Raw genomic sequence first — 21,647 nt, forward strand, 5'->3', positions numbered from 1 at the left:
GGTTGCCCTCTAGCGTTTGATCAGTTTCAGTTTCTTGCGGACGTCATCTGGACCCAGAATACGGGCGCCCATGGCCGTCAGGATTTGATGCGCCCGAGCAACCAGATCACCGTTAGAGGCCAGCGCGCCTTTACCCAGATACAAATTATCCTCCAGACCAACCCGGACATTGCCGCCGGCTAGCGCCGCCATGGCGACATAGGGCAACTGCATGCGTCCGATGGAAAAGGCAGAATAGGTCCAGCTATCGGGAATATTGCGGGTCATCGCCAGCAAGCTCAGCGGATCATTCGGCGCCCCATATGGAATCCCCATACAGAGCTGCACCATGACCGGATCTTCAATAAGGCCTTCCGCCACCAGCTGCTTGGCCATGACCAGATGCCCGGTATCGAAAACCTCTATTTCCGGGCGCACGCCAAGCGCCGTCATCTGCCGTGCCATCTCCCGCAGGATGCTCGGCGTATTGGTCATTACATAGTCGCCTTCGGAAAAATTCATGGTGCCGCAATCAAGGGTACAGATTTCCGGCAACAAGTCGCGCACATGGTCCATACGCTCTGTAGCACCTACCATATCTGTTCCCACCGGGTTAAGCGGTAACGGCTGCTCCACCCCACCAAACACCACGTCCCCGCCCATTCCGGCCGTCAGGTTGATAATAATATCCGTTTCCTGACTGCGAATGCGGTCCACCACCTGCTTATACAGCTCGGGGTCCCGGGACGCGGCGCCGGTCTGCGGATCCCGAACATGAATATGGGCGATGGCCGCCCCTTCTTTGGCCGCTTCTATCGCCGCATCGGCAATCTCAGCCGGCGTGACAGGCACTTTATCGCTTTTCCCCGCACTATCGCCCGATCCCGTTACCGCACAGGTTATAAAAACATCCCAATTCATTCACTTGCCTCCACAGATTGTCAGATATTCAGTATAGGGGGATCGTCGCAAATGAATTTGTCCTAAAAATGCAATTTTCTGATCAAAAAACACACCTTCGTTGAATTGTCGGCGGAATTCATGGTATCCGCGGATAGTTAGATATTAATTTCGATATTTTATCTATTTATCAAATATATTCGATTAAATATTGACATGCTTGAAAATTACGGCCTTTTATCAGAGAACAAAATCGGAGGGAAAATGCGCTTACTATCGTTCCATCTTGAAAATTCACGCCGGATTGGCGTTGAAAGCACCAATGGTGTCATCGATCTTACTGCGCTCATTCCGGAACTGCCGACGACTTTACGCGAAATTCTGGCGCAAGATCGGCTACCGGAAATCGAGACAGCCCTTTCCGCCAACCCAACTGTGCCGCAGCTCGCCCTCGAAGACCTTTCGCTCTTACCACCGATTGAGGATGCTGAAAAAATCATCTGCATCGGCCGTAACTATGCGGCGCATGCGAAAGAAGGCGGCGCAGAAACGCCCACATATCCAGAAATATTCATGCGAACGAATGGTTCCCTGATTGCCGATGGCGACGCCATTGTCCGACCTGATTGCTCCGATAAGCTGGATTTCGAGGGCGAACTGGTTGTCGTCATCGGCAAGGAAGCCCGACATATCAGCGAAGCGGATGCCCTCGATTATGTGGGCGGCTACTCAATTTTCAATGACGCCACCTTGCGGGACTATCAACGGAAAAGTTCGCAATGGACCATCGGCAAGAATTTCGACAATACCGGCGCCTTCGGCCCCATTCTTGTGACGCCGGAAGAACTTCCGCCCGGTGCCGACAACCTGTCCATCCAAACTCATTTGAACGGTGAGTTGATGCAGGATGCCACGACCGCCGATCTTGTTTTTCCCATCGCCAGGTTGATCGCAATACTGAGTGAATGCCTGACCTTGAAACCCGGTGATGTCATTGTTACGGGCACGCCGTCCGGTGTCGGTTACGCCCGCACGCCTCCCGTCTGGATGAAAGCCGGTGATGTCTGCGAGGTCAGCATTGAAGGCATTGGAAAGCTTTCAAACCCCATTTACGAAGAGTGTTTGTTCTAGTCCTATGGATCCGCACGTCGCCTTAATCGATAAACGTGGATCCTGATGTATCAATGATTTTGGCGGTGCGCTTATAATGATTGCACAGAAGGTCAACTGCCGTATCCGCATCGCGCGCGATGGCTGCCGAAAAAATAGCCAAATGCTCGTCTTTTGGATCTCGCGCAGGGAAGCTCGTCGCCACAGCCAATTGCCGATATCGATCTGACTGATCATGCAATTGCTCGCAAAAGCCCATAAGCCACCGCGACCCACAAGCCGAGATCAGCGCCATGTGGAATTCACGATGCTGGATTTCCCATTCGGGATTGCGCGCATAATTTTCTTCATCGGTGAACCGCGGAACTTTGGATAAACGATGATGAACCACGACAAGTTTTTCTTCCCAGGCATCGTCACCATTCGCAATAGATTGGCGCAGGGCTGTTTCTTCCAGCCAACAGCGGGTTTTCACCAGCTCGTGCAATTCGGCCCGGCTGACAGAGGCAACATGAAAACCACGCTGTTCTTCGCGCACTACGAATCCATCGGAGGAAAGTCGATTTAATGCTTCGCGTATGGGACTATTACCCGCATCATAAAGTTCTCTCAACTCCTCTGTCCGTAGCTTCTTCTCCGGCGACAGGGCGCCTGATAATATATCCGAACGAATGCGGTCATAAACTGTTGTGGCAAGGGTCGAGCTCGCAGTTTTTACTTTTTTTCGGGGTGCTTCCCGATCAGTGGCCAATTCGCTCATTTGCGTCATTTCCCATAAAAGGTATCATAATCCTAATTGCCAAAGCCGGGAGATTTTACGACGAATTCGCGCGCAAGTCACCTAAACTCTATTTCACAATTGCGAAATAACACCGTGTATTGTCCCGCCGCATCGATCAAACGCTAAAGAGGAAAACCGTCATGTCCGATTATTACGTCAAGCATCTCACCGTCCCACTGCCGCTATCCCAGGCGGAGAAAATCATCGATTTCGCCTTGCAGGCCGGACGAGACGCAGAGCTGTTGCCTCTGACCGTGGCCGTACTGGATTCCGGTGGGCATTTGCTGGCCTTCAAGCGCGATGACGGATGCGGCATTCTGCGCGGTGATGTTGCCATTGGAAAAGCCTGGGGCGCTCTTGGTATGGGGATTTCCAGCCGCACCATTCGCGATCGTCTGGCCGACAGACCGGCGTTTCAAGGCGCCCTCAGCGCAGCCTCCCAGGGGCGGTTTATACCGGTGCCGGGGGGTGTCCTGATTTGCAATGATAGCGGCGAGGCAATCGGAGCTATCGGGATCAGCGGGGATGCTTCGGACAAAGATGAATATTGCGCGATCGTCGGCGTCAAAAAGGCTGGCCTTACGCCCTCGCCGGAAGATCCATCAGAAAACTGGGACAAGGCGGGCCTCTAACACACCGGGCAGCGGGCTCTGTGATACCTAACTGGCGCTATGATATTCTCTTCAGACTCTTCGGAATTGACGAAAGAATTCTAGTATTTTCGAAATTATCGTATATAATTAAAAAAAAACGATTTAAATCGATAAATTGGGAGGAACAGGTTATCGATTATTCGGCCAAAGAGCAGAATATGCCGGCTTGGGTGAACGGATTGGCCTACGCCATTGCGGCCGCAATCCCACTCCTCAGCATCCTTTGGGCCCTGCAGGCGCCGATCACACTTGGACTGGAAGTGGCGCGGGAACAATTTCTAGCCTGTGTCCTGGGCCTGGCCATTTCCTTGTCCTTCCTGAACCGCGCAACCAGAGGAGGTCGGGGGACTATTCTCATTTTTTGCGCGCTGCTTGCTTTGGCAACCTTTTCGTTTGTTGGTATTGATTATGCCCGATTCCAGTTCGATTTTCCCTACCTCACCGTGGAAATGCAGATCTTGTCTGCCATTGCAACCTTATTGGCAGCCATCGCCATCTGGCGGACAGGCGGATGGATTCTGCTGGTGATTATCGGGCTATTTTTTGTCTATACACTGTTTGGGGCTCATTTGCCGGCACCCCTTACAGCATCGCCAGCGACGTTGCCGGAAACCTTGGTTTATCTCACCTTTGATCCCAACGCCATACTCGGCACCCCGCTCAGTGTTGTCGCCTCCATCGTCATCGTCTTCATCTTCTTCGGCAAGCTTCTGGTTAAGACCGGCTGCGGTGAATTCTTTATTGATCTGGCCATGGCGTTGATGGGGCGGCGGCGCGGCGGGGCCGCAAAAATATCCATTGTCTCTTCCGCTTTGTTCGGCTCGATTTCCGGCAGTGCCATTTCAAATGTGGTGACGACGGGCGTCATGACCATCCCCCTCATGAAACGCTCCGGTTATAACTCGGCGCAGTCAGGGGCCATCGAAACCATCGCCTCCACGGGCGGACAATTGATGCCGCCAATTATGGGCGCGGCGGCCTTTCTGATGGCACAATCCCTTGAAATTCCCTATTCAGAAGTGGTGATCGCGGCGATCATTCCGGCGGTGCTATATTATGTCTCGGTGTTTTGCCAGGTTGACCTTATTGCGGCCCGTGACCAGATCTCGACAGCAGAAAAAGAGACCCGACCGGTTGTAGACATTCTCAAAGAGGGCTGGCATCTTATCTTGCCGTTCGTCGTTCTGCTGGGAGCCATGTTCCAGTTCCACGTGCCGGCGGAGCTGGCCGCACTCTATGGCGCTGTCTCCATCGTCATCGGTGGTGCCCTGCGCAGTTATCAGGGGCATCGTCTGTCGATCAAAGGGCTTGTCGCTTGTTTTCCCGAAACCGGCAAGTCGCTGGTTGAGCTGACCATGATCGTTGCCGGCGCCGGCTTCGTCATTGGGTTGTTGAACTTATCGGGCGGCGGATTTGCCCTGACCCTGGCCCTCATCGATCTCGGTGGCACCCATATCGCGGCTCTGCTGGCGGTATCCGCCGGTATTTGTATTTTCCTCGGCATGGGGATGCCGACCTCTGGTGTCTATGTTCTTTTGGCTGCCTTGGTCGCCCCTTCGCTGGTCGAAACGGGCATCGCGCCGCTGGCCGCCCATATGTTCATTCTGTATTTCGGCATGATGTCCATGATCACCCCGCCTATTGCGCTGGCCGCTTTTTCCGCGGCGACCATCAGTGGGGCAAGCCCCATGCGCACCGGCTTGGCGGCCATGCAAATGGGCTGGGTTGCCTATGTGGTGCCTGTTTTATTCATCTTCAGTCCAGCCTTGCTCATGAACGGCAGTACTGCCGTCATTCTGCAAAACCTGTTTTTTGCCGTGTTTGGCGTATATCTGATTTCTGTCGCTGTCGTCGGATATTTCGCCCGCCCACAATCCGCACCGTTTCGATTGTTTTTATTGATAGCCGGAATTGCCGCTTTATTGCCGAGCGGGACGTTGGCCAATGGTCCACTGCCCATGGTGATAGCGACGCTGCTGGGCGGCAGTTATTTGCTGTGGGATCATTTGTCCGCCCGGCGCGCTGCCGTCACCTAACACATGAACGAAATTGATATAAAAGGAGCAAAACATGAAAAATTTTAATGTATTGGTGATGGGGGTTGCACTTGCGGGTTCCCTCACTTTCAACGCCCAGGCCGAAACTTATTCCATGGGAACCAATCAGCAGGGCTCGCTTTTCTATTCCATGGGCGCGGCCATTTCAAAAGTTCTGGTCGAAAAAACCGGTGAGCAATATCGCGTCGCGCCGTATGCCGGATCCTCCACATATATCCCGCTGATCAATACGGGCCGTCTGGCCTTCGGATTTGCTAATGGCGGCGAAGCCACATTTGCCTATGAGGGAACGGGAAGTTTTGACCAACGCCCAAACAAGAACCTGCGCCTGGTCGGCGTGGCGTTCGAAACCCAAACATCATTCGCGGTACCAACGAATTCGGACTTCAAAACCATCACCGATTTGAAAGGCGCGCGGCTGCCGTCGGGATATAATTCCGGCCGCACATTCCATTACTATTCGAATGCAGCGTTGGCCACAGGTGGGTTGACTATTGACGATGCAAAAAAAGTTCCCATGCCGAATTTCGTCAAGGCGATTAACGCCATGGCAGAAGATCGGGTGGACGCCGCCCTGGTTCCCATGAATGCCGGCGTCGGTAAAAAAGCCATGGCCACCATGAAAGACGGTTGGCGCTATGTCTCACTGGTTGATTCCCCAGAGGCCCAGGCGGCGGTCGCGAAAAACCTGCCCTCCGCAAGGATCGTCAGCATCGCGCCCAATAAAGGCAAAACCGGGGTTGTCACCGATCCGACTTATATGATTGAAGTTGACTTCTTTGTCTTGACCGGCGCCGATGTCTCCGACGACGTCGTCTATCAACTGACCAAAACCATGTATGAAAACAAGCAGGCACTGGGTGCGGCTTTTGGCGCCTTCAAGCGCTTCAAGCCCGACATGATGGTCCGCGAAAATCCGGTTCCCTATCATCCTGGTGCGCTAAAATTCTATAAGGAAATTGGTCAAATCAAATAATCACTCAAGGGCGGCAAGCAGAAAATTTGCCGCCCTTACTTTACCGCTTCCTGTCGCTAACTATAGATCTTGGCATGCCGCAAGATTAACCAGATAGACATCTAACTACCTGAAGTAGCAGAAAATATTGTTGCCAGTAGACGCAAACTCTATACTGTATATGCATGACTTCAGACTCTTCGATATTTGATGAAATGTTTGGTTCCGACAATCAGGTCCGCGAACCCTATGATGATTATCAAGGCTGGATCGAAAAAGAAGACGCCGCGCGGTTGCGCAAGAAGTCATTGGAATCTGAAGCTTTTTTTCGGCGTACCGGCATAACATTCAATGTCTATGGACGCGAAGAAGCCGCCGAGAGACTGATCCCGTTCGATATTATTCCCAGAATAATTTCCGCCCGCGAATGGGCCCGCCTGTCGCGCGGGATCGAGCAAAGAGTTCAGGCCATCAATGCGTTTTTGCATGATATCTACCACCGACAGGAAATATTGCGGTCTGGCCGTGTCCCGGCGGAACTTATCCAGAATAACGAGGCGTTTTTGCCGCAAATGATCGGTGTCTCGCCGCCCGGCAATGTGTTCACCCATATCGTCGGCACCGATATTGTCCGCACCGGCGAGAACGACTTCTATGTTCTGGAGGATAACGCGCGCACCCCCTCAGGGGTGTCCTATATGCTGGAAAACCGGGAAACCATGCTGCATATGTTTCCCGAACTTTTCGCCAAGATAAAAATCAAGGCCGTCAGCGATTATCCGAAAAATCTACGGCGTTCGCTAACCGCCTGCGCACCGCCCGCGTGTTCTGGTGATCCAGTGCTCGCCGTCTTGACGCCCGGTATTCACAACTCCGCTTATTTCGAGCATTCCTTTCTCGCCGACCAAATGGGTGCAGAACTTGTAGAGGGTCATGACCTCCGTGTGGTAAATGGCCGCATCGCCATGCGGACAACCCGCGGGTACGCCCCCATCGATGTCCTCTATCGTCGGGTCGATGATGATTATCTGGATCCCATGAATTTCAATCCGGGCTCACAGCTCGGGGTGCCGGGGATCATGGATGTCTATCGCGCCGGTGGTATCACAATCGCCAATGCGCCGGGCACCGGTATTGCCGATGACAAGGCGATTTATTCCTATATCCCGGAAATCGTCGAGTTTTATACCGGTGAGAAAGCAATTCTCAAAAATGTCCCCACTTGGCGTTGCGTCGAATCTGACGCTTTGGCCTATGTTCTCGATAATCTTGAAGAACTGGTGGTCAAGGAAGTTCATGGCTCTGGCGGCTATGGCATGTTGGTCGGACCGGCGGCAAGCAAACGGGAACTTGCAGCCTTTACAAAAAAGCTAAAAGCCAATCCCGGGAATTACATCGCGCAACCGACATTGTCTTTGTCGACGGTCCCTATCCTGACCAAAAAAGGCCTGGCGCCGCGTCACGTGGATCTTCGCCCCTTTGTCATGGTGTCCCCGCAGCGTATCGATATTACCCCGGGCGGGCTAACCCGGGTCGCCTTGAAAGAAGGATCCTTGGTGGTCAATTCAAGCCAGGGCGGCGGCACGAAAGACACCTGGGTATTGGAGGAATAACGAAATTATGCTGGGCAAAACTGCAGGCGGTGTTTTTTGGATGTTTCGCTACCTCGAACGGAGCGAGAATACCTCCCGTCTGCTGGACGCCGGATTTCGTATTGCGCTGACCCGATCGAGCGCCGCCGAAAGTGAATGGGAATCTGTTGTCGCAACTGCCGGATCAAAGCAATTATATCTTGACCAATATGATCATTATGAAGCGCAATACGTGATCGACTTCCTGCTGCGCGACCGAAGCAACCCGTCCAGTGTAATGTCTGTTATTGAAGAAGCCCGCAATAACGCCCGGTTGGTACGGACCGCCCTCACCCGGGAGGTCTGGGAAGCAACCAACGAATGCTGGATGACATTGAAAGCGTTGTTAGCCCCGCCCATCAATACCCGGGAACTGCCTGATATTCTGGGGACAATACGACAGCAAAGTGCCCTCGTGCGCGGTGCGTTGCACGGTACCATGCTGCGCAATGATATTTATGACTTTGCCCGGCTCGGAACGTTTCTGGAACGGGCCGATAATACGGCCCGTATCCTGGACGTGAAATATTACGTCCTCCTGCCGTCTGCGGCTTTTGTCGGTTCGTCCATGGATAATGTCCAATGGGAAACCATCTTACGCTCGGCGTCAGCGCAACGGGCCTTTCGCTGGATGCATCAAGGTGACATCAAGCCCAAAAGTATCGCCGAATTTCTGATGCTGGATCGATCGCTGCCAAGATCCCTCGGCTTTTGCTATGCCAAGGTCACCGATAATCTTGAGTATTTACAGGAAGATTATGGTGTCCGGCATGCCAGCCAAGATCAGGCAGGCGCCATCATGGCCCGGCTTCGCAACTGCACGATCGAGACGATTTTTGAGATGGGCCTGCATGAATTTATAACCGACTTCATTCGAGATAACATTGCGCTGGCGGCTCAAATCGAAGAAGATTACCGCTTCACAGGATGAGATAGCCCATGCGATTGAAAATTTCTCACACCACCCAGTATCAATATGACGAACCCCTGCAATATGGGTTGCAACAAGTTCGCCTGACGCCAAAATCCCGGGCCGGACAATCCATCATCAATTGGGAAACGGTTATCAACGGCGGCAAGAAAGAACTGGAATTCGAGGATCAGCATAACAATCACGTGCTTCTGGTCAGTGTCGATCCGGAATGCACGGAAATTTCCATTCGCTGCGCCGGTGAAGTTGAAACCACCAATGACGATGGCATCATTGGCAGACATGGGGGCTACGCACCGTTGTGGTTCTTTAACCGCTCAACGGAGCTGACCAAACCGGGCAAAAACATAAAGGTGCTGGTCAAAGAGCTTGGCACAGAATTTGTGAGCGATGTTGCCCGCCTGCATTCACTCTCCAGCCTGATATCCAGCAAGGTGTCCTATGAAACCGGTCGAACCCATTCGGAAACCACGGCGGAAGATGCCTTGATTTCTGGCCATGGCGTTTGCCAGGATCATTCTCATATTTTTCTGGCGGCGGCCCGGTCCATGGGATTCCCGGCCCGATATGTCAGTGGCTATTTGATGATGGATGACCGGATTGATCAAGATGCAACCCATGCCTGGGCGGAAGCACATATTTCAGGTATCGGTTGGATTGGATTTGATGTATCAAACTGTATCTCGCCGGACGAACGCTATATCAGGGTTGCGACCGGGCTTGATTACAAGGAAGCCGCGCCAATTTCCGGAATACGGATGGGCAGCAGCGAAGAAACCATGAGCGTGTCGCTGCAAGTGCAACAATAAAGTCCGTAAGAAAGAATAACCAAAACCCATGACGTATTGTATCGGAGTGCTCCTGAAAAAAGGGCTCGTCTTTATGTCAGATACCCGCACCAATGCCGGTATCGACAATATCTCGACTTTCAAGAAAATGCATACCTGGTCCAAACCCGGTGATCGGGTCATTACCATGTTGACGGCGGGCAACCTTGCCACTACGCAAGCCATTGTCAGCATTCTTGACGAACGGACAAAGGCCCCGTCTGAGCGCAGCCCCTCAATTTTTGAGGCCCCTTCCATGTTTCAGGTGGCCCGCTTGGTGGGTGAAACCATCCGAGAGGAAATCCAGACAAACGCCGGGGTCGGGGAAACAGCAGACTCTGCTTTCAATGCAACCATAATCCTGGGCGGCCAGATTAAAGGCGCACCGCCGCGCCTGTTCATGATTTATCCGGAAGGTAATTTCGTAGAAGCCTCCGCCGAGACGCCATTTTTTCAAATCGGCGAAACCAAATATGGGCGTCCAATCCTGATTAGGGTATTCGACAGCGAGATGAGTTTTGAAGATGCCACCAAATTGATGCTGGTCTCCTTTGATTCCACCTTGAAGGCCAATATGTCCGTTGGGCTCCCTCTCGATTTACAGGTGTATCAGACCGACGACCTTGATATCCTGCATAGTCATCGGATCGAAGCCGATGACGACTATTACAATTTGATTTCCACGGGATGGGGTGATGCCTTGAAGCAGACCTTTCTCTCGCTCCCGGAATTTACCTTTGATAAAGGAGAGGCTGAGTAGCCAGCAGCTTTTTTCGGGCCGGCCAAGTCGAGCAATCGGCCAGCTACATTATTCGCTATCAGTGTATTCCAGAATGTCTCCGGGCTGACATTCTAAATGCCTGCAAATCGCCTCCAGGGTGCTAATCCGAATTGCTTTTGCCTTTCCTCTTTTTAATATTGATAGATTTTGCTCGGTAATGCCGACCAACCGAGCCAATTCGTTAGATTTCATTTGTCTTCGGACCAACACAAGGTCGAGATTGATTTTAATTGCCATATCGAGCTCGATTATATTGTCATTTTATTTTCTTCAGCCAATACCCGGCCTTCGTCCATAACCCATGCAATGACATAGACAAACGCGGCGACCAGAATCACTGTTAACTCATCTGAGCCAAATTCTACACTTAAAACTCTTTCTCCCGGAGGATTCTCCAGCGAAAAAAGAACGCTTTTAACGGATTCATACGCGACGGACAAAAGAACCCAAAAAACCAGTAACTTTGCGGTTTTCTTAAACAGGACCACATGCTCAAACGAAAAAACGATCCCGCTTTTATACAATAAAAATATCTTCCTCAAACTAAGAAGGACGCAAACCAGAACAGTCAACGGAAATATGCTTGAAAAATAACCAGCTGCCAGTATTTCTGTTGGAAGTGACCGGGGGGCGATTGATGTCGTGCCTGTCGTGATGGCCTCTAACGGGAAATCGGTATTGTTTATGAGGAACCAAAACGATAGATAGTAAACGGGGATAATAACAATGCATATAGATAGTGCCCAATAAATCCAGTTACTCAACGTCTTTATTTTCGAGAAATTCCGCATGGTGACAACTCTCCTAGGTCTGGCTTAACTCGGAACATAAGATATAATTGATCGCTATTCAATAAATTATTATCGTTTTACGATAATTTATTCAATTGATGGCAAAATGAGTTTTGTGGATGCTCGCCGATTTACAGGTTTATCAGATCGACGACATTTGATATCCTGTCGTGCTATCGGATCGGAGCTGATGGTACTTAGTGCAACCTGATTTACACGGGATGAGGAGATATTTTGAAACAAGTCTTCTTCCCACTTCCCGAATTTTCTTTGATAAAGGGGATGCTGAGGAGTTGGCGCAGTTTTCGCTCCAGCCTCAATGCAACCGTAAAGATCGATGACCATATTTATTGAGGGTGCCAGCGTTATCACGATTGCCGTTGCAGTCTGGTTTTTGGGAACCGCCGTCAATCGCCTCGTGCCGATACTTGCACGCTATAATATCCCGGTTTCGGTTACCGGTGGTATTCTATGTAGCCTCATCACAACGCTGCTCTTTTACCTTTTGGATATCACTGTCGAGTTTGATCTGGATCTCCGCGATCTGCTTCTTCTTGTTTTCTTCTCCACCATTGGGCTATCGGCAAAGTTCAAGACACTGATCTCTGGCGGCAAGCCACTGATGTTACTTGTCCTTGCCGCCTTTGCCCTCCTGATCTTGCAAAATACCGTCGGTATATCCATGGCGTTTCTGTTTGGAGACAACTTGGGCTATGGCCTTTTTGCCGGCAGCATTTCACTGGCCGGAGGATACGGGACAGCAATCGCCTGGTCTGATTCCTCCCTGACGGCAGGTTTACCCGGGGCAAAGGAAGCCGGGATTGCCTTTGCCACTTTCGGGCTCATAGCCGGCGGGATTATGGGCGGCCCCATTGCCGAATGGCTGATCCGCCGCCACAAATTACAACACACCGCTGAGCAGACTGAAAATGCAGAGGCGGAAAACCAGCAACCAGCTCAACAAATCCTTCCTTCCATTTCTTCCACGCTCGGTATGGCCATGGCATTGGCGATCTGTGTTCAAGCAGGGGATCTTGTAAATATTTTCTTGTCGGAGAAAGGGTTTGAACTTCCCGGTTTTCTGACCGCCATGGCCGTCGGTATTATCATCACCAATTCTGCCGATGTTTTGAAAATCCGGCTCGATCCCGTAGCCCGTCAGAAGACGGAGGAAATCAGCTTGCAGTTATTCCTCTCCATGAGCTTGATGAGCATGCAATTGTGGATTTTAGCCGGCGCCTTCTCGACAATTCTGATCGTTATTTTTGCGCAGATGGCCGTGATCACCCTGTTTACTGTCTTTATTGTTTTTCGCTTAGCCGGCAGCGATTATGACGCCAGTGTCATGGCGGCCGGGTTTGCCGGTCTCGGCATGGGGGCGACCCCGGTCGGGATTGCCAATATGAATGCGGTGACCAGTAAATACGGCCCATCGACCAAAGCCTTCCTGATCATTCCGCTGGTCGGCGCTTTCTTTCTTGATATTGCCAATGCCTTCGTCATCAAGTTCTTCCTGAGCCTACCCTTTATGCAATAGGCTCAGTTTAAGCCGTCATGCTCGCCGGCCACATATTGATCACGTAGCACGAACTTCTGGATCTTACCCGATCCGGTCAGCGGGAAATCCTTGACGAAGCACCAGATTGCCGGTGTTTTCTGTGGTGCCATATGTTCACGGCAGTAGCGGCGCAGCTCCAGGTGATCCGCCGTCGCCCCTGGCTCTGGCCGGACAAAGCAAGCAACAATTTCGCCCCATTTTGGATCCGGAATACCAACCACAGCGATTTCCGCCACCATCGGATGTTCTAGCAACACATTCTCGATTTCCGCCGGGAACAAGTTCTCCCCACCGCGAATAATCATTTCCTTCACCCGGCCGGTGATACGCAGATATCCGCGACTGTCCATGGCGCCCAGATCCCCCGTATGCAGCCAACCCTCCGCATCAATTGTTTCTGAGGTCGCGGCTTCATTTTCGTGATAGCCAATCATCGTACAATAACCGCGCACGCAAATCTCGCCCACCGTATCAATCGGAACCACCTTGTTGTCCTCGACGCTGCGAATAGAGGTTTCCGTTTGCGGCATGGGCTGGCCGATGGTCGTGCAGATATCCTCGATCGTGTCGGTATGGTGATGCTGGCTGAGGAGGGGATAGGTTTCCGTTTGACCATAAACCGTTTCAAAATCGCAGCCAAAGGCGTCACATACATTGCGCACAAGCTCCGGTGCCACCATGGATCCACCGGAGATGACTACCGTCAGCGAAGAAGTATCCCGTTTATGATTTTCTAACGCCTCCAACATTCCGACCAACATCGTCGGCACACCCAGAAAAGCCGAGATTTTTTCCGCCTCAATCAAATCCAGAACAGCGATGGGGTCGAATACTTTTACAATCAACATCCGACAACCAACCTGCACGGAACCCAATGTCATCATACCGCAGCCGCTGGTATGGAACATCGGCATAAAATTCAACCAACTAGCGTCCGGCCCTGTCCGGGCCCGGCGGACAAAGTAACGGGCGTTATTGGTCAGGCCACGATGGGCAAGTACGGCCCCTTTGGGAAAACCTGTGGTGCCTGACGTATATTGTATTTGCGCGGCATCGTCGGGATGCACGTGCGGTAACGTGGCCGTTTCATTGTCCATCCGAAACAGCGCCGCCGGATCCTCCATATCCACCATCTCACGAATTGCGGACAGATCCTTCGTTGCCTCCAACGCAATGTCAGCCATGGGATTGCCGCGATAACTCTTTACCGAGAACAGAGCTACTGAGCCCGATTGCTTGAGGACATATTCCAGTTCTTTTGGCTGGTAGGCTGGATTAGCGGTTACCAGGACGAGGCCTGCCAAAGCGCAGGCATACTCCATCAAAACCCATTCCGGAATATTTGGGGACCAAACCGTTATGCGCTCACCGGGCTTGAACCGGGACGCGAGCGCGTGGGCGAGACGTTCACTTTCCGCCAGCAATTCCCGGTATGTCCAACGCCGAGCCGTCTGCCCCTCCATATTGACTTCCACCAACGCTTCAGCATCCGGCGTCCGGCCAACTGTCTCACGCAGCACCCCGCCAACAGTTGTATCCAGAACGACATCATCTTCTTGCGCCGGAATATAGGATTGAGACAACTGAAAATCGTACATATAGCAACTCCCCAAACTTTACTTTTTATTTGTTATCTGGATTGTCGCCGTTGAATTTCCAGAAGGCAATATCTGATTAGTTAAAAATAGCATTATTGTCTCACTTGACGAGAACGCCTGTTCGCATAAGGTAGTAAACCGATTGGCTTAGCGGGAAGGGAAAAAGATGGCTGGAGGAAAGTCACAAGATATCTCGATGTCAGATCTAACCGATCTCAATGTCAGCGATCCCGCCCTTTACCACGGTGATGCCTGGCGCTCAGCGTTCGCACGGCTGCGGCAAGAAGCCCCTGTACATTATTGTAAAGACAGCGCCTATGGACCCTACTGGAGTGTGTCGAATTATCAGTTCATCGAAGAAGCTGAGCTTAACAGCAAGGTCTTTTCCAACCGCGCGGATTTAGGCGGTATTCAGATTAATAATATCGCGCCTAACCTGAACCGACCGAGTTTTGTGTCCATGGATCCGCCAGAACATACGGGCCGACGAAAATCAGTAACGCCGATGACAAACCGATCAAGCCTGGAAAAATTTTCCGAACTTATCCGGGAACGGACTGTTGCCGTGCTCGAGGCCCTGCCCCGCGGAGAAGTGTTTGATTGGGCCGATCTGGTGTCCACGGAGCTTACCGGCATGATGCTGGCCAGCATGTTCGATTTCCCGCAGGATCAACGGCGACAGCTCATTCACTGGTCTGATGTTGCCACCGCTAATTTACTTGCTGAGAATGCACCGGTAACAACAGAAGACGCGCGATACGCGGAACTGGAGCGAATGGCGGATGCTTTCGCGCCACTTTGGCAACAACGGATCGGCGGTGAAAACTTTGATCTGATCACCATGCTGGCGAACAACCCAGCGACCGCGAACATGGACCGCGAAGAATTTATTGGCACGCTGTTTTTACTCATTGTGGGAGGGAACGATACGACCCGCAATTCGATGACGGGTGGCCTTCTGGCCTTGAAGGAGAATCCAGAAGAATTGGAAAAGGTCAAAGCCGACCGCACTTTGATCCCCAATATGGTTCAGGAAATTATCCGTTATCAAACGCCGGTCATTCATATGCGTCGGACCGCGCTTGCCGATACAGAGCTAAACGGCCAAGCGATCGCGGCCGGAGATAAAGTGGTGATGTGGTATATTTCGGCAAATCGCGACGAAGAAAAGTTCGAGGCACCGGAAGTTTTTAATATCGAGCGAGAGAACGCCCGGCGCCATCTTTCTTTCGGCGTGGGTATCCATCGGTGCATCGGCGACCGGCTAGCAGCCCTGCAGATACAGGTCCTTTGGGAAGAGTTACTGGCACGGGATATCAATGTCGAAGTTGTCGGGCCGACGGATCGCCTTTATTCGAACTTCATTCGTGGCTTCAATTCATTACTTGTTAAAATAACTACCTAAAAAGAGCGGAAATCAGCAAACTTTCTTGTCGGCTGAACAATAACAAAAAGGAGACAAAACAACATGGCAACCATCACCTACCCGACGCTCATGGAAATCGATTTTGGCGCCATCAAACAGCTGGGAGACGCCTTGCGGCGCAACAATATCTCCCGCCCGCTCATCTGCACAGACAAAGGTATAATCGATTGCGGTATTTTCGATACGGTCCGGGGAGTTGTCCCCAACGATGTGACCCTCACCGTTTATGATGAAACACCGGGCAATCCAACGGAACGGGCCGTTAAAGATGCCGCACGGCTCTATCGGGAAAATGACTGTGATGGTGTGATAGCCCTTGGCGGGGGATCTTCCATCGATCTGGGCAAGGCGGTGTCGTTATCGATCACCCATGAAGGCCCCATCGATAACTATTCAGCGATCAACGGCGGTCGGGACAAAATAGGTGCGGCACCCCCCATCATCGCCATGCCGACAACCGCCGGGACGGGCAGTGAAGTTGGCGGCGGATTGGTCATTATCACCGAAGAAGGCAAAAAAACTGTCATCGTCTCACCTAACCTCATTCCAAAAATGGCAATTTGTGATCCGGATCTAACGCTTGGGTTACCTAAGCAACTGACGGCAGCGACGGGTATGGATGCTATGGCTCATTGTATTGAGGCGTATTTGACGCCGATTATTAATCCGCCCGCAGCCGCCATCGGCCTCGATGGCTTGGAACGGGTCGTGACTTATCTCAAACGCGCCGTCGATGATGGACAGGACAAAGAGGCCCGCTGGAATATGATGATGGCCGCGAGTGAGGGAGCCATGGCCTTTGCCAAGGGATTGGGCGCCGTGCATTCCATGAGCCATGCGGTCGGCGCCGACGAGACATTACGTCTGCATCATGGCACTTTAAACGCGGTGTTATTGCCAACCGTCCTGCGCTTTAACGCGGATCATGTTGGCGATAAGTATGTCCGCCTGCGACGCGCCATGGGGCTGGCCGAAGGGGCCGATATTGCCGCCTGGATTGAGGAATTTAATCACTCTATCAACTTGCCAGCTAATCTTGGCGAGATGGGCGTCACCCACGAGATGATCGCGGACCTTTCTGATCATTGCATGACCGATGCCTGCCACTTCAGTAATCCGAAGATACCAACGGTCGAGGAATATCATGTGATGTTTGCGGAGGCGATTGGGAGCTGATCTTTCTTCTCTTGCGTCTTCATAAAAGCCATCTGCTTGCCACCAAGGGTATAGTCATAAGACGAGTACCGTTCGCAAAAATTTTGGTAACGCGAATGTGAGCTACCAATATATTGACTATAACCACCCGGTTGGTTATATCTCTTTTCATGAGCAAACAAGACACTCGATTACAAATCATAGATACGGCAATCGATCTTTTCTGGAAGACGAGCTACCACGCCACGAACATGAACGATCTCAGCAGGGTCGCCGGCGTAAACAAAGCGACGGTCTACCAACATTTTGGGTCTAAAGAAGAGTTAGCCATTGCAGCTGTTGAACGCGCGGCTGATAGGACAATCGATTATGTCTTTAAAGGTGCATTTGAAGCGGACAAAGATCCATTGGACAGATTGCGTGGAATTTATCAACGAATTTATGAATCTCATTTGGCGTTATATCAGCAAGAAAATCTGCTGCGTGGGTGCCCTATGGTAAACATCGGCGTCGAGCTCTCAACGACCAACGATCAGGTTCGGGAGGCGGTTCGGGCCGCGTTTAAACGTTTCGCGGCGTACTATAGACAAATTATTGAAGATCTTCGGGCCGACGGAACTCTAAGGGCATCAGGCACAACAGATGAGTTAGCGGGTGATCTGCAAGATAATATGAACGCCTGTCTCGTAACCTCAAAACTAAACCAGAATGCTGACGTTATTCTAAAAGCAGGTGAACGGGCTGCTCGATATATAACAATCTAAAATTTGATATTCATATAACCAACCGGTTAGTATACAAAGGATCACATCTATGTCTCTTATTTTTGCCCTCTCTCTATACGGGCTACTTACCTTGCTTCTTCTGGGCAACGAAATATTCTTTACATACGCCACTCAAGGGTTTGGCTACGGTTTTTCGGCAAATCGTGCTTCTGTTGAACGTTCTGCCTTGGCGCTTCGCATCCAACGCACCTACCAAAATCAAATTGAATCTGCAGCCTATGTGGTTCCGGTTCTTGCTGCGGGAGCAATAACGGGGTTGCAAGGAAATGGTGCTGAATTGGCTGCATTGTTGCTGGTGATCGGCAGAGCCGCCTTCGCCGTTCTCTACTATACGGGCATTCCGTTTATCCGAGTTCCCGCTTTTCTGATGTGCACCCTATCAACCCTTTACCTCATTTACGCTATTCTAACGTCAGCGACGATGTGAAGGCTTACAGTATGATGGCTCATGGTCACCACTTAGGACCATAATGATAGAAATTGATCAATTTGGATCGCTGTTGGATACTCATATTTGTTGGCTGGAGATTGATTTACTTTGGCTGCTAGGTACCCGCGATGATTTATTACTCGATAGCAAAGTCGTACAAAGTATCTTGCTAACATAGTCTACTAATTTTTTTATTTAGCTTGGTTGCGGGGGTAGGATTTGAACCTACGACCTTCAGGTTATGAGTTAGTTTACCTACAGTATCCCCACATACTCATATGTCACATATTGTCCTATATAATACTGATTTAATTGATAAAATTTTTAATTTCCTACTCTTCTTTTCTCACAAATACCTTGCATTTCGCTGTCACTTGCTTCCATTATGCTTCCAAATATGGAGAAAGAAGCTATGCCACGATTGAGTAAGCGTACTCTAGATACGCTTAAAGTAGAAGAAAAAGAGTATTTTGTCTGGGATGATGATCTCCCCGGTTTTGGCGTACGTGTCATGCCCACGGGTCGGAAAAGCTTTTTGATACAATACCGCGATAGCGGACGGCGGACACGGCGCAAGAGCCTTGGCCGTTATGGGACGGTGACGGCAGAAGAAGCTAAGACGGAAGCACGGGCGTTACTCTCCTCCGTGACAAGAGGCGGCAATCCATCTGAGGAAAGATTACGTAAAATGGGCGCGCCGACTGTCGGCGGCTTGTGCACGCGTTTTCTTTCTGATTATGTCCCTTCCCATTGCAAGGAAAGTACAGCCAAAGAGTACAAGCGCTGCGTAGACCTTTTCATCAATCCCGCTTTTGGATTGGTGCAGGTCGAAGAAATACAGCGCTCACATATTGCAAACCTTCATCACAGGCACCGGGACAAGCCCTATCAAGCCAACCGGACATTGGGCGTTCTGTCCGTGATGTTTAATCAGGCGGAGGTATGGGGATTCAGATCCGATGGTTCTAACCCGTGTCGCCATGTAAAAAAGTATGAAGAGAAAAAACGAGAACGATATTTAAGCCCGGAAGAGCTATCTCGACTTGGGCAGACCCTGATTGATCTGGAAGCCGAGGGCGTGGAATCTCAATCGGCCATTAATGGTATTCGCTTATTGATCCTGACCGGCTGTCGCCTTGGCGAAATACAAACCCTCAAATGGGAATATATCAAAGGCAATTCTGCATGGCTCCCAGACTCCAAGAGCGGCGCCAAGCGAATTTATTTGGGTCCGGCAGCGTTAGAAACCTTATCGGGCATTGAACGGCTGGAGGGCAATCCATACGTCATTACGGGACGTTCGCCGCGCACACATCTTACGGATATGCAAAAGCCATGGAGACGGATACGCAAGGCCGGAAAGCTAGACGATGTCCGTATCCATGATTTACGTCATTCATTTGCTTCTAGTGCCGTTGGACTGGGTGAAAGCTTGCCGATGATTGGAAAGCTGCTTGGACATAATCAAGTGCAGACGACGGCCCGCTATGCCCATCTGGCAGATGATCCCATGCAGAATGCAGCTGAGAGAGTTTCAACCGAGTTAGCGAGATTGCTCGGAAATGGTTCGGCATAGATAGTCATTAATAGAAGAGTGTTCTGAGCGAAACTTTCACCTTGTAAACTTTGTTTGTTTTCGGCCAATAAAAATAAGTCGACCTATTCTCGCTTTCAGAGTCATATTTTTCGCTCTTATAAAAAATAATATCCAAAAGAGTTTGATCAATTTCAATTTGATCCGGCCAACTAATGTGATGTTGAGCCAATGAAGAGAACAAGGTCATTCCTTGATCTTTGAAACTTTTCTTTAGATCTTCTTTTTCTAATTTATAATAAATTCTTGCGCCTCTCTGAGAGAATTCAGGCCTAAAAATACCGTTCTCAATTGCCAGCGGGTAATAATTATCTACGGAATATTCAACTCCTATTGCGCCGGGGGTTTTTTCGCTCACTACAGAAGAACGGCCCGCTAGCACATTCGTAATGGTATGCGGAAGCGCCGACCACATATTGTTTGGATGCTCATAACCCGGTATATCTTTGAGCATTATGGGCGCCTCTTGTCCAAATTCCGCGAGAGCGATCTCTGTTTTTTCTTCGAAAGCTTGAACGGACATAAATTCCAGAGACTCGAATCTGTAGTATCGGGGATTACCATTGCTTCTAGAAACCCAATTAAATTCGTCGGGAAAATCCCACATACTCCATTTCGGAGCTTGCTTAACAACGTACGAAATTGGTTTCACCTCTGCAGTCTCACTTAGATACGCTGTCTTGGAAGAAAAATATTTGATTACGGAAGGCTTGTCGAAATTGTAGACAAGTGCAGTACTCGGAACGAAATTTTCTGAGACGTAATTATCTTTAATGTCATTTCTCTGCAGGGAGATCCAGATGTCGCGGCAAGCATTAATCGGTGTATAAATCAACAATGCTCGACCATCTTTTAGATGGGCTCCAAGCATTCTTCTATCCCCATAAAATCTTGGCCCACTTTTCCAGAATTTAAAATATAATGAGAAGTCTTGCTGGAGTAATTCACCACTTTGCCCTTCTGGGTAGCAACGGATTTTTTTGTCAATTTTTACATATTCTCCTTGCACATCAAACTCTGCGATCACGTGCACCATCGGCGTTTGCGCGGAAAACTCTTTGTATAGATGCCATAGTGAATATGTTCCCCAGATAGCTAATATGAACAAAAATACTTTGCCAACCGGATCTTGATACACCCTTCGAATAAAATTCAGTATTGCCAAGTCGATCTCCGCTTCTCAGTCGTGTCATAAGAATAGTTTAACGACATTATTCAGCCCACCATATAATTGAATGAATTAATAATTTAATAAACCACATTGTGGTATTTACGTATAAGACTATCATTCGATATTGGCCGTTACGAGGAACCAAACCGACGCTGCGGTTAGAAAATGGGTAGGTTTTCTAGTATAGCCCCTAGGGAAAGCTCCTAGATGAAACTGATAATCTCTAGTTTTATCTGGTCTGCAATACTGTTAGGGAAACTTCTACATTTTACCCTTAGGGTTTTGCGACGCTAGATGACTCTGAGAGTTTCTTTTCAGGATTTAATCCGTTAGGGTCCGCGTTGAAAAAAGCCCCAACTAAAAAGATAGCATTTGATAATGGATCTAACAGAAATTTGGAAGCAAGCGACGCATCTTGCACAAGCCCATGTTGCCTTCTCCAATCCTGAAAGAGCAAAAAAATATCGAGGAATGTTCTCTCAAGCGAACAAGGCCCCGGGATTGATGAAACAACTCAATGTCCATTTTAAAGAT

Annotated in this window: 20 protein-coding genes; 14 read left to right on the forward strand and 6 right to left on the reverse strand. The window is 50.3% G+C overall.

From position 1 onward, the window contains the following. Nucleotides 1-9: 9 nt before the first annotated feature. On the reverse strand, nucleotides 10-900 hold the full coding sequence (locus V7723_RS08190) for a 3-keto-5-aminohexanoate cleavage protein (protein ID WP_335683967.1): 891 nt from the start codon (nucleotides 898-900) through the stop codon (nucleotides 10-12). A 243-nt stretch (nucleotides 901-1,143) separates the two neighbouring features. Between V7723_RS08190 and V7723_RS08195 the strand changes: the two genes are divergently transcribed. Then, nucleotides 1,144-2,010, forward strand: coding sequence for a fumarylacetoacetate hydrolase family protein (locus V7723_RS08195; RefSeq protein ID WP_335683968.1), 867 nt, complete (start codon nucleotides 1,144-1,146; stop codon nucleotides 2,008-2,010). 22 nt (nucleotides 2,011-2,032) lie between these two features. On the opposite strand, the gene V7723_RS08200 is transcribed toward V7723_RS08195, so the two are convergent. Beyond that, nucleotides 2,033-2,749 (reverse strand): GntR family transcriptional regulator, encoded by a 717-nt coding sequence (locus V7723_RS08200; RefSeq protein ID WP_335683969.1) that lies wholly within the window; start codon nucleotides 2,747-2,749, stop codon nucleotides 2,033-2,035. A 161-nt stretch (nucleotides 2,750-2,910) separates the two neighbouring features. Here V7723_RS08200 and V7723_RS08205 point away from each other — a divergent pair, with 161 nt between their 5' ends. The 7 genes from V7723_RS08205 (at nucleotide 2,911) to V7723_RS08235 (ending at nucleotide 10,584) form a co-directional block, all read left to right on the forward strand. Continuing rightward, the gene (locus tag V7723_RS08205; RefSeq protein WP_335683970.1) at nucleotides 2,911-3,402 is read left to right on the forward strand and encodes a GlcG/HbpS family heme-binding protein; all 492 of its coding nucleotides are present in this window, start codon (nucleotides 2,911-2,913) and stop codon (nucleotides 3,400-3,402) included. A gap of 179 nt (nucleotides 3,403-3,581) precedes the next feature. Beyond that, nucleotides 3,582-5,459, forward strand: a complete 1,878-nt coding sequence (locus tag V7723_RS08210) for a TRAP transporter permease (protein WP_335683971.1) — start codon at nucleotides 3,582-3,584, stop codon at nucleotides 5,457-5,459. A gap of 34 nt (nucleotides 5,460-5,493) precedes the next feature. Further along, nucleotides 5,494-6,456 carry a TAXI family TRAP transporter solute-binding subunit gene (locus V7723_RS08215; protein ID WP_335683972.1) on the forward strand — a complete coding sequence of 321 codons (963 nt, stop codon included), beginning with the start codon at nucleotides 5,494-5,496 and terminating at the stop codon, nucleotides 6,454-6,456. 164 nt (nucleotides 6,457-6,620) lie between these two features. Next, entirely contained in the window at nucleotides 6,621-8,048 is a 1,428-nt protein-coding gene (locus tag V7723_RS08220) for a circularly permuted type 2 ATP-grasp protein (RefSeq protein ID WP_335683973.1), read from the forward strand. Nucleotides 8,049-8,055: 7 nt separating this feature from the next. Beyond that, a complete protein-coding gene (locus V7723_RS08225; protein ID WP_335683974.1) occupies nucleotides 8,056-8,997 on the forward strand; it encodes an alpha-E domain-containing protein in 942 nt (313 codons plus the stop codon). Between the two features lie 8 nt (nucleotides 8,998-9,005). Next, nucleotides 9,006-9,806: a transglutaminase family protein gene (locus tag V7723_RS08230; protein WP_335683975.1), complete on the forward strand. Its 801-nt coding sequence runs from the start codon at nucleotides 9,006-9,008 to the stop codon at nucleotides 9,804-9,806. Nucleotides 9,807-9,834: 28 nt separating this feature from the next. Beyond that, nucleotides 9,835-10,584: a proteasome-type protease gene (locus V7723_RS08235; protein WP_335683976.1), complete on the forward strand. Its 750-nt coding sequence runs from the start codon at nucleotides 9,835-9,837 to the stop codon at nucleotides 10,582-10,584. Nucleotides 10,585-10,632: 48 nt separating this feature from the next. Here V7723_RS08235 and V7723_RS08240 read toward each other — a convergent pair whose 3' ends face one another. Further along, nucleotides 10,633-10,842 carry a helix-turn-helix domain-containing protein gene (locus V7723_RS08240; RefSeq protein ID WP_335683977.1) on the reverse strand — a complete coding sequence of 70 codons (210 nt, stop codon included), beginning with the start codon at nucleotides 10,840-10,842 and terminating at the stop codon, nucleotides 10,633-10,635. Nucleotides 10,843-10,853: 11 nt separating this feature from the next. Then, nucleotides 10,854-11,396, reverse strand: coding sequence for a DUF2975 domain-containing protein (locus tag V7723_RS08245; protein ID WP_335683978.1), 543 nt, complete (start codon nucleotides 11,394-11,396; stop codon nucleotides 10,854-10,856). Between the two features lie 337 nt (nucleotides 11,397-11,733). Here V7723_RS08245 and gltS point away from each other — a divergent pair, with 337 nt between their 5' ends. After that, nucleotides 11,734-12,933: a sodium/glutamate symporter gene (gene gltS, locus V7723_RS08250; protein ID WP_335683979.1), complete on the forward strand. Its 1,200-nt coding sequence runs from the start codon at nucleotides 11,734-11,736 to the stop codon at nucleotides 12,931-12,933. 2 nt (nucleotides 12,934-12,935) lie between these two features. Here the strand turns inward: gltS and V7723_RS08255 are convergent, their stop codons facing one another. Further along, nucleotides 12,936-14,552 (reverse strand): AMP-binding protein, encoded by a 1,617-nt coding sequence (locus V7723_RS08255; RefSeq protein WP_335683980.1) that lies wholly within the window; start codon nucleotides 14,550-14,552, stop codon nucleotides 12,936-12,938. A gap of 196 nt (nucleotides 14,553-14,748) precedes the next feature. Here V7723_RS08255 and V7723_RS08260 point away from each other — a divergent pair, with 196 nt between their 5' ends. The 5 genes from V7723_RS08260 (at nucleotide 14,749) to V7723_RS08280 (ending at nucleotide 19,924) form a co-directional block, all read left to right on the forward strand. Further along, nucleotides 14,749-15,957 (forward strand): cytochrome P450, encoded by a 1,209-nt coding sequence (locus V7723_RS08260; protein ID WP_335683981.1) that lies wholly within the window; start codon nucleotides 14,749-14,751, stop codon nucleotides 15,955-15,957. 63 nt (nucleotides 15,958-16,020) lie between these two features. After that, on the forward strand, nucleotides 16,021-17,154 hold the full coding sequence (locus tag V7723_RS08265) for an iron-containing alcohol dehydrogenase (protein ID WP_335683982.1): 1,134 nt from the start codon (nucleotides 16,021-16,023) through the stop codon (nucleotides 17,152-17,154). 149 nt (nucleotides 17,155-17,303) lie between these two features. Next, nucleotides 17,304-17,897, forward strand: coding sequence for a TetR/AcrR family transcriptional regulator (locus V7723_RS08270; RefSeq protein WP_335683983.1), 594 nt, complete (start codon nucleotides 17,304-17,306; stop codon nucleotides 17,895-17,897). A gap of 49 nt (nucleotides 17,898-17,946) precedes the next feature. Beyond that, entirely contained in the window at nucleotides 17,947-18,345 is a 399-nt protein-coding gene (locus tag V7723_RS08275; RefSeq protein WP_335683984.1) for an MAPEG family protein, read from the forward strand. A gap of 415 nt (nucleotides 18,346-18,760) precedes the next feature. Continuing rightward, entirely contained in the window at nucleotides 18,761-19,924 is a 1,164-nt protein-coding gene (locus V7723_RS08280) for a tyrosine-type recombinase/integrase (protein WP_335683985.1), read from the forward strand. 7 nt (nucleotides 19,925-19,931) lie between these two features. Here V7723_RS08280 and V7723_RS08285 read toward each other — a convergent pair whose 3' ends face one another. Beyond that, on the reverse strand, nucleotides 19,932-21,107 hold the full coding sequence (locus V7723_RS08285) for a hypothetical protein (protein ID WP_335683986.1): 1,176 nt from the start codon (nucleotides 21,105-21,107) through the stop codon (nucleotides 19,932-19,934). Nucleotides 21,108-21,647: the final 540 nt, after the last annotated feature.

It is taken from the genome of Sneathiella sp., assembly GCF_036960985.1.
Lineage (GTDB): Bacteria > Pseudomonadota > Alphaproteobacteria > Sneathiellales > Sneathiellaceae > Sneathiella.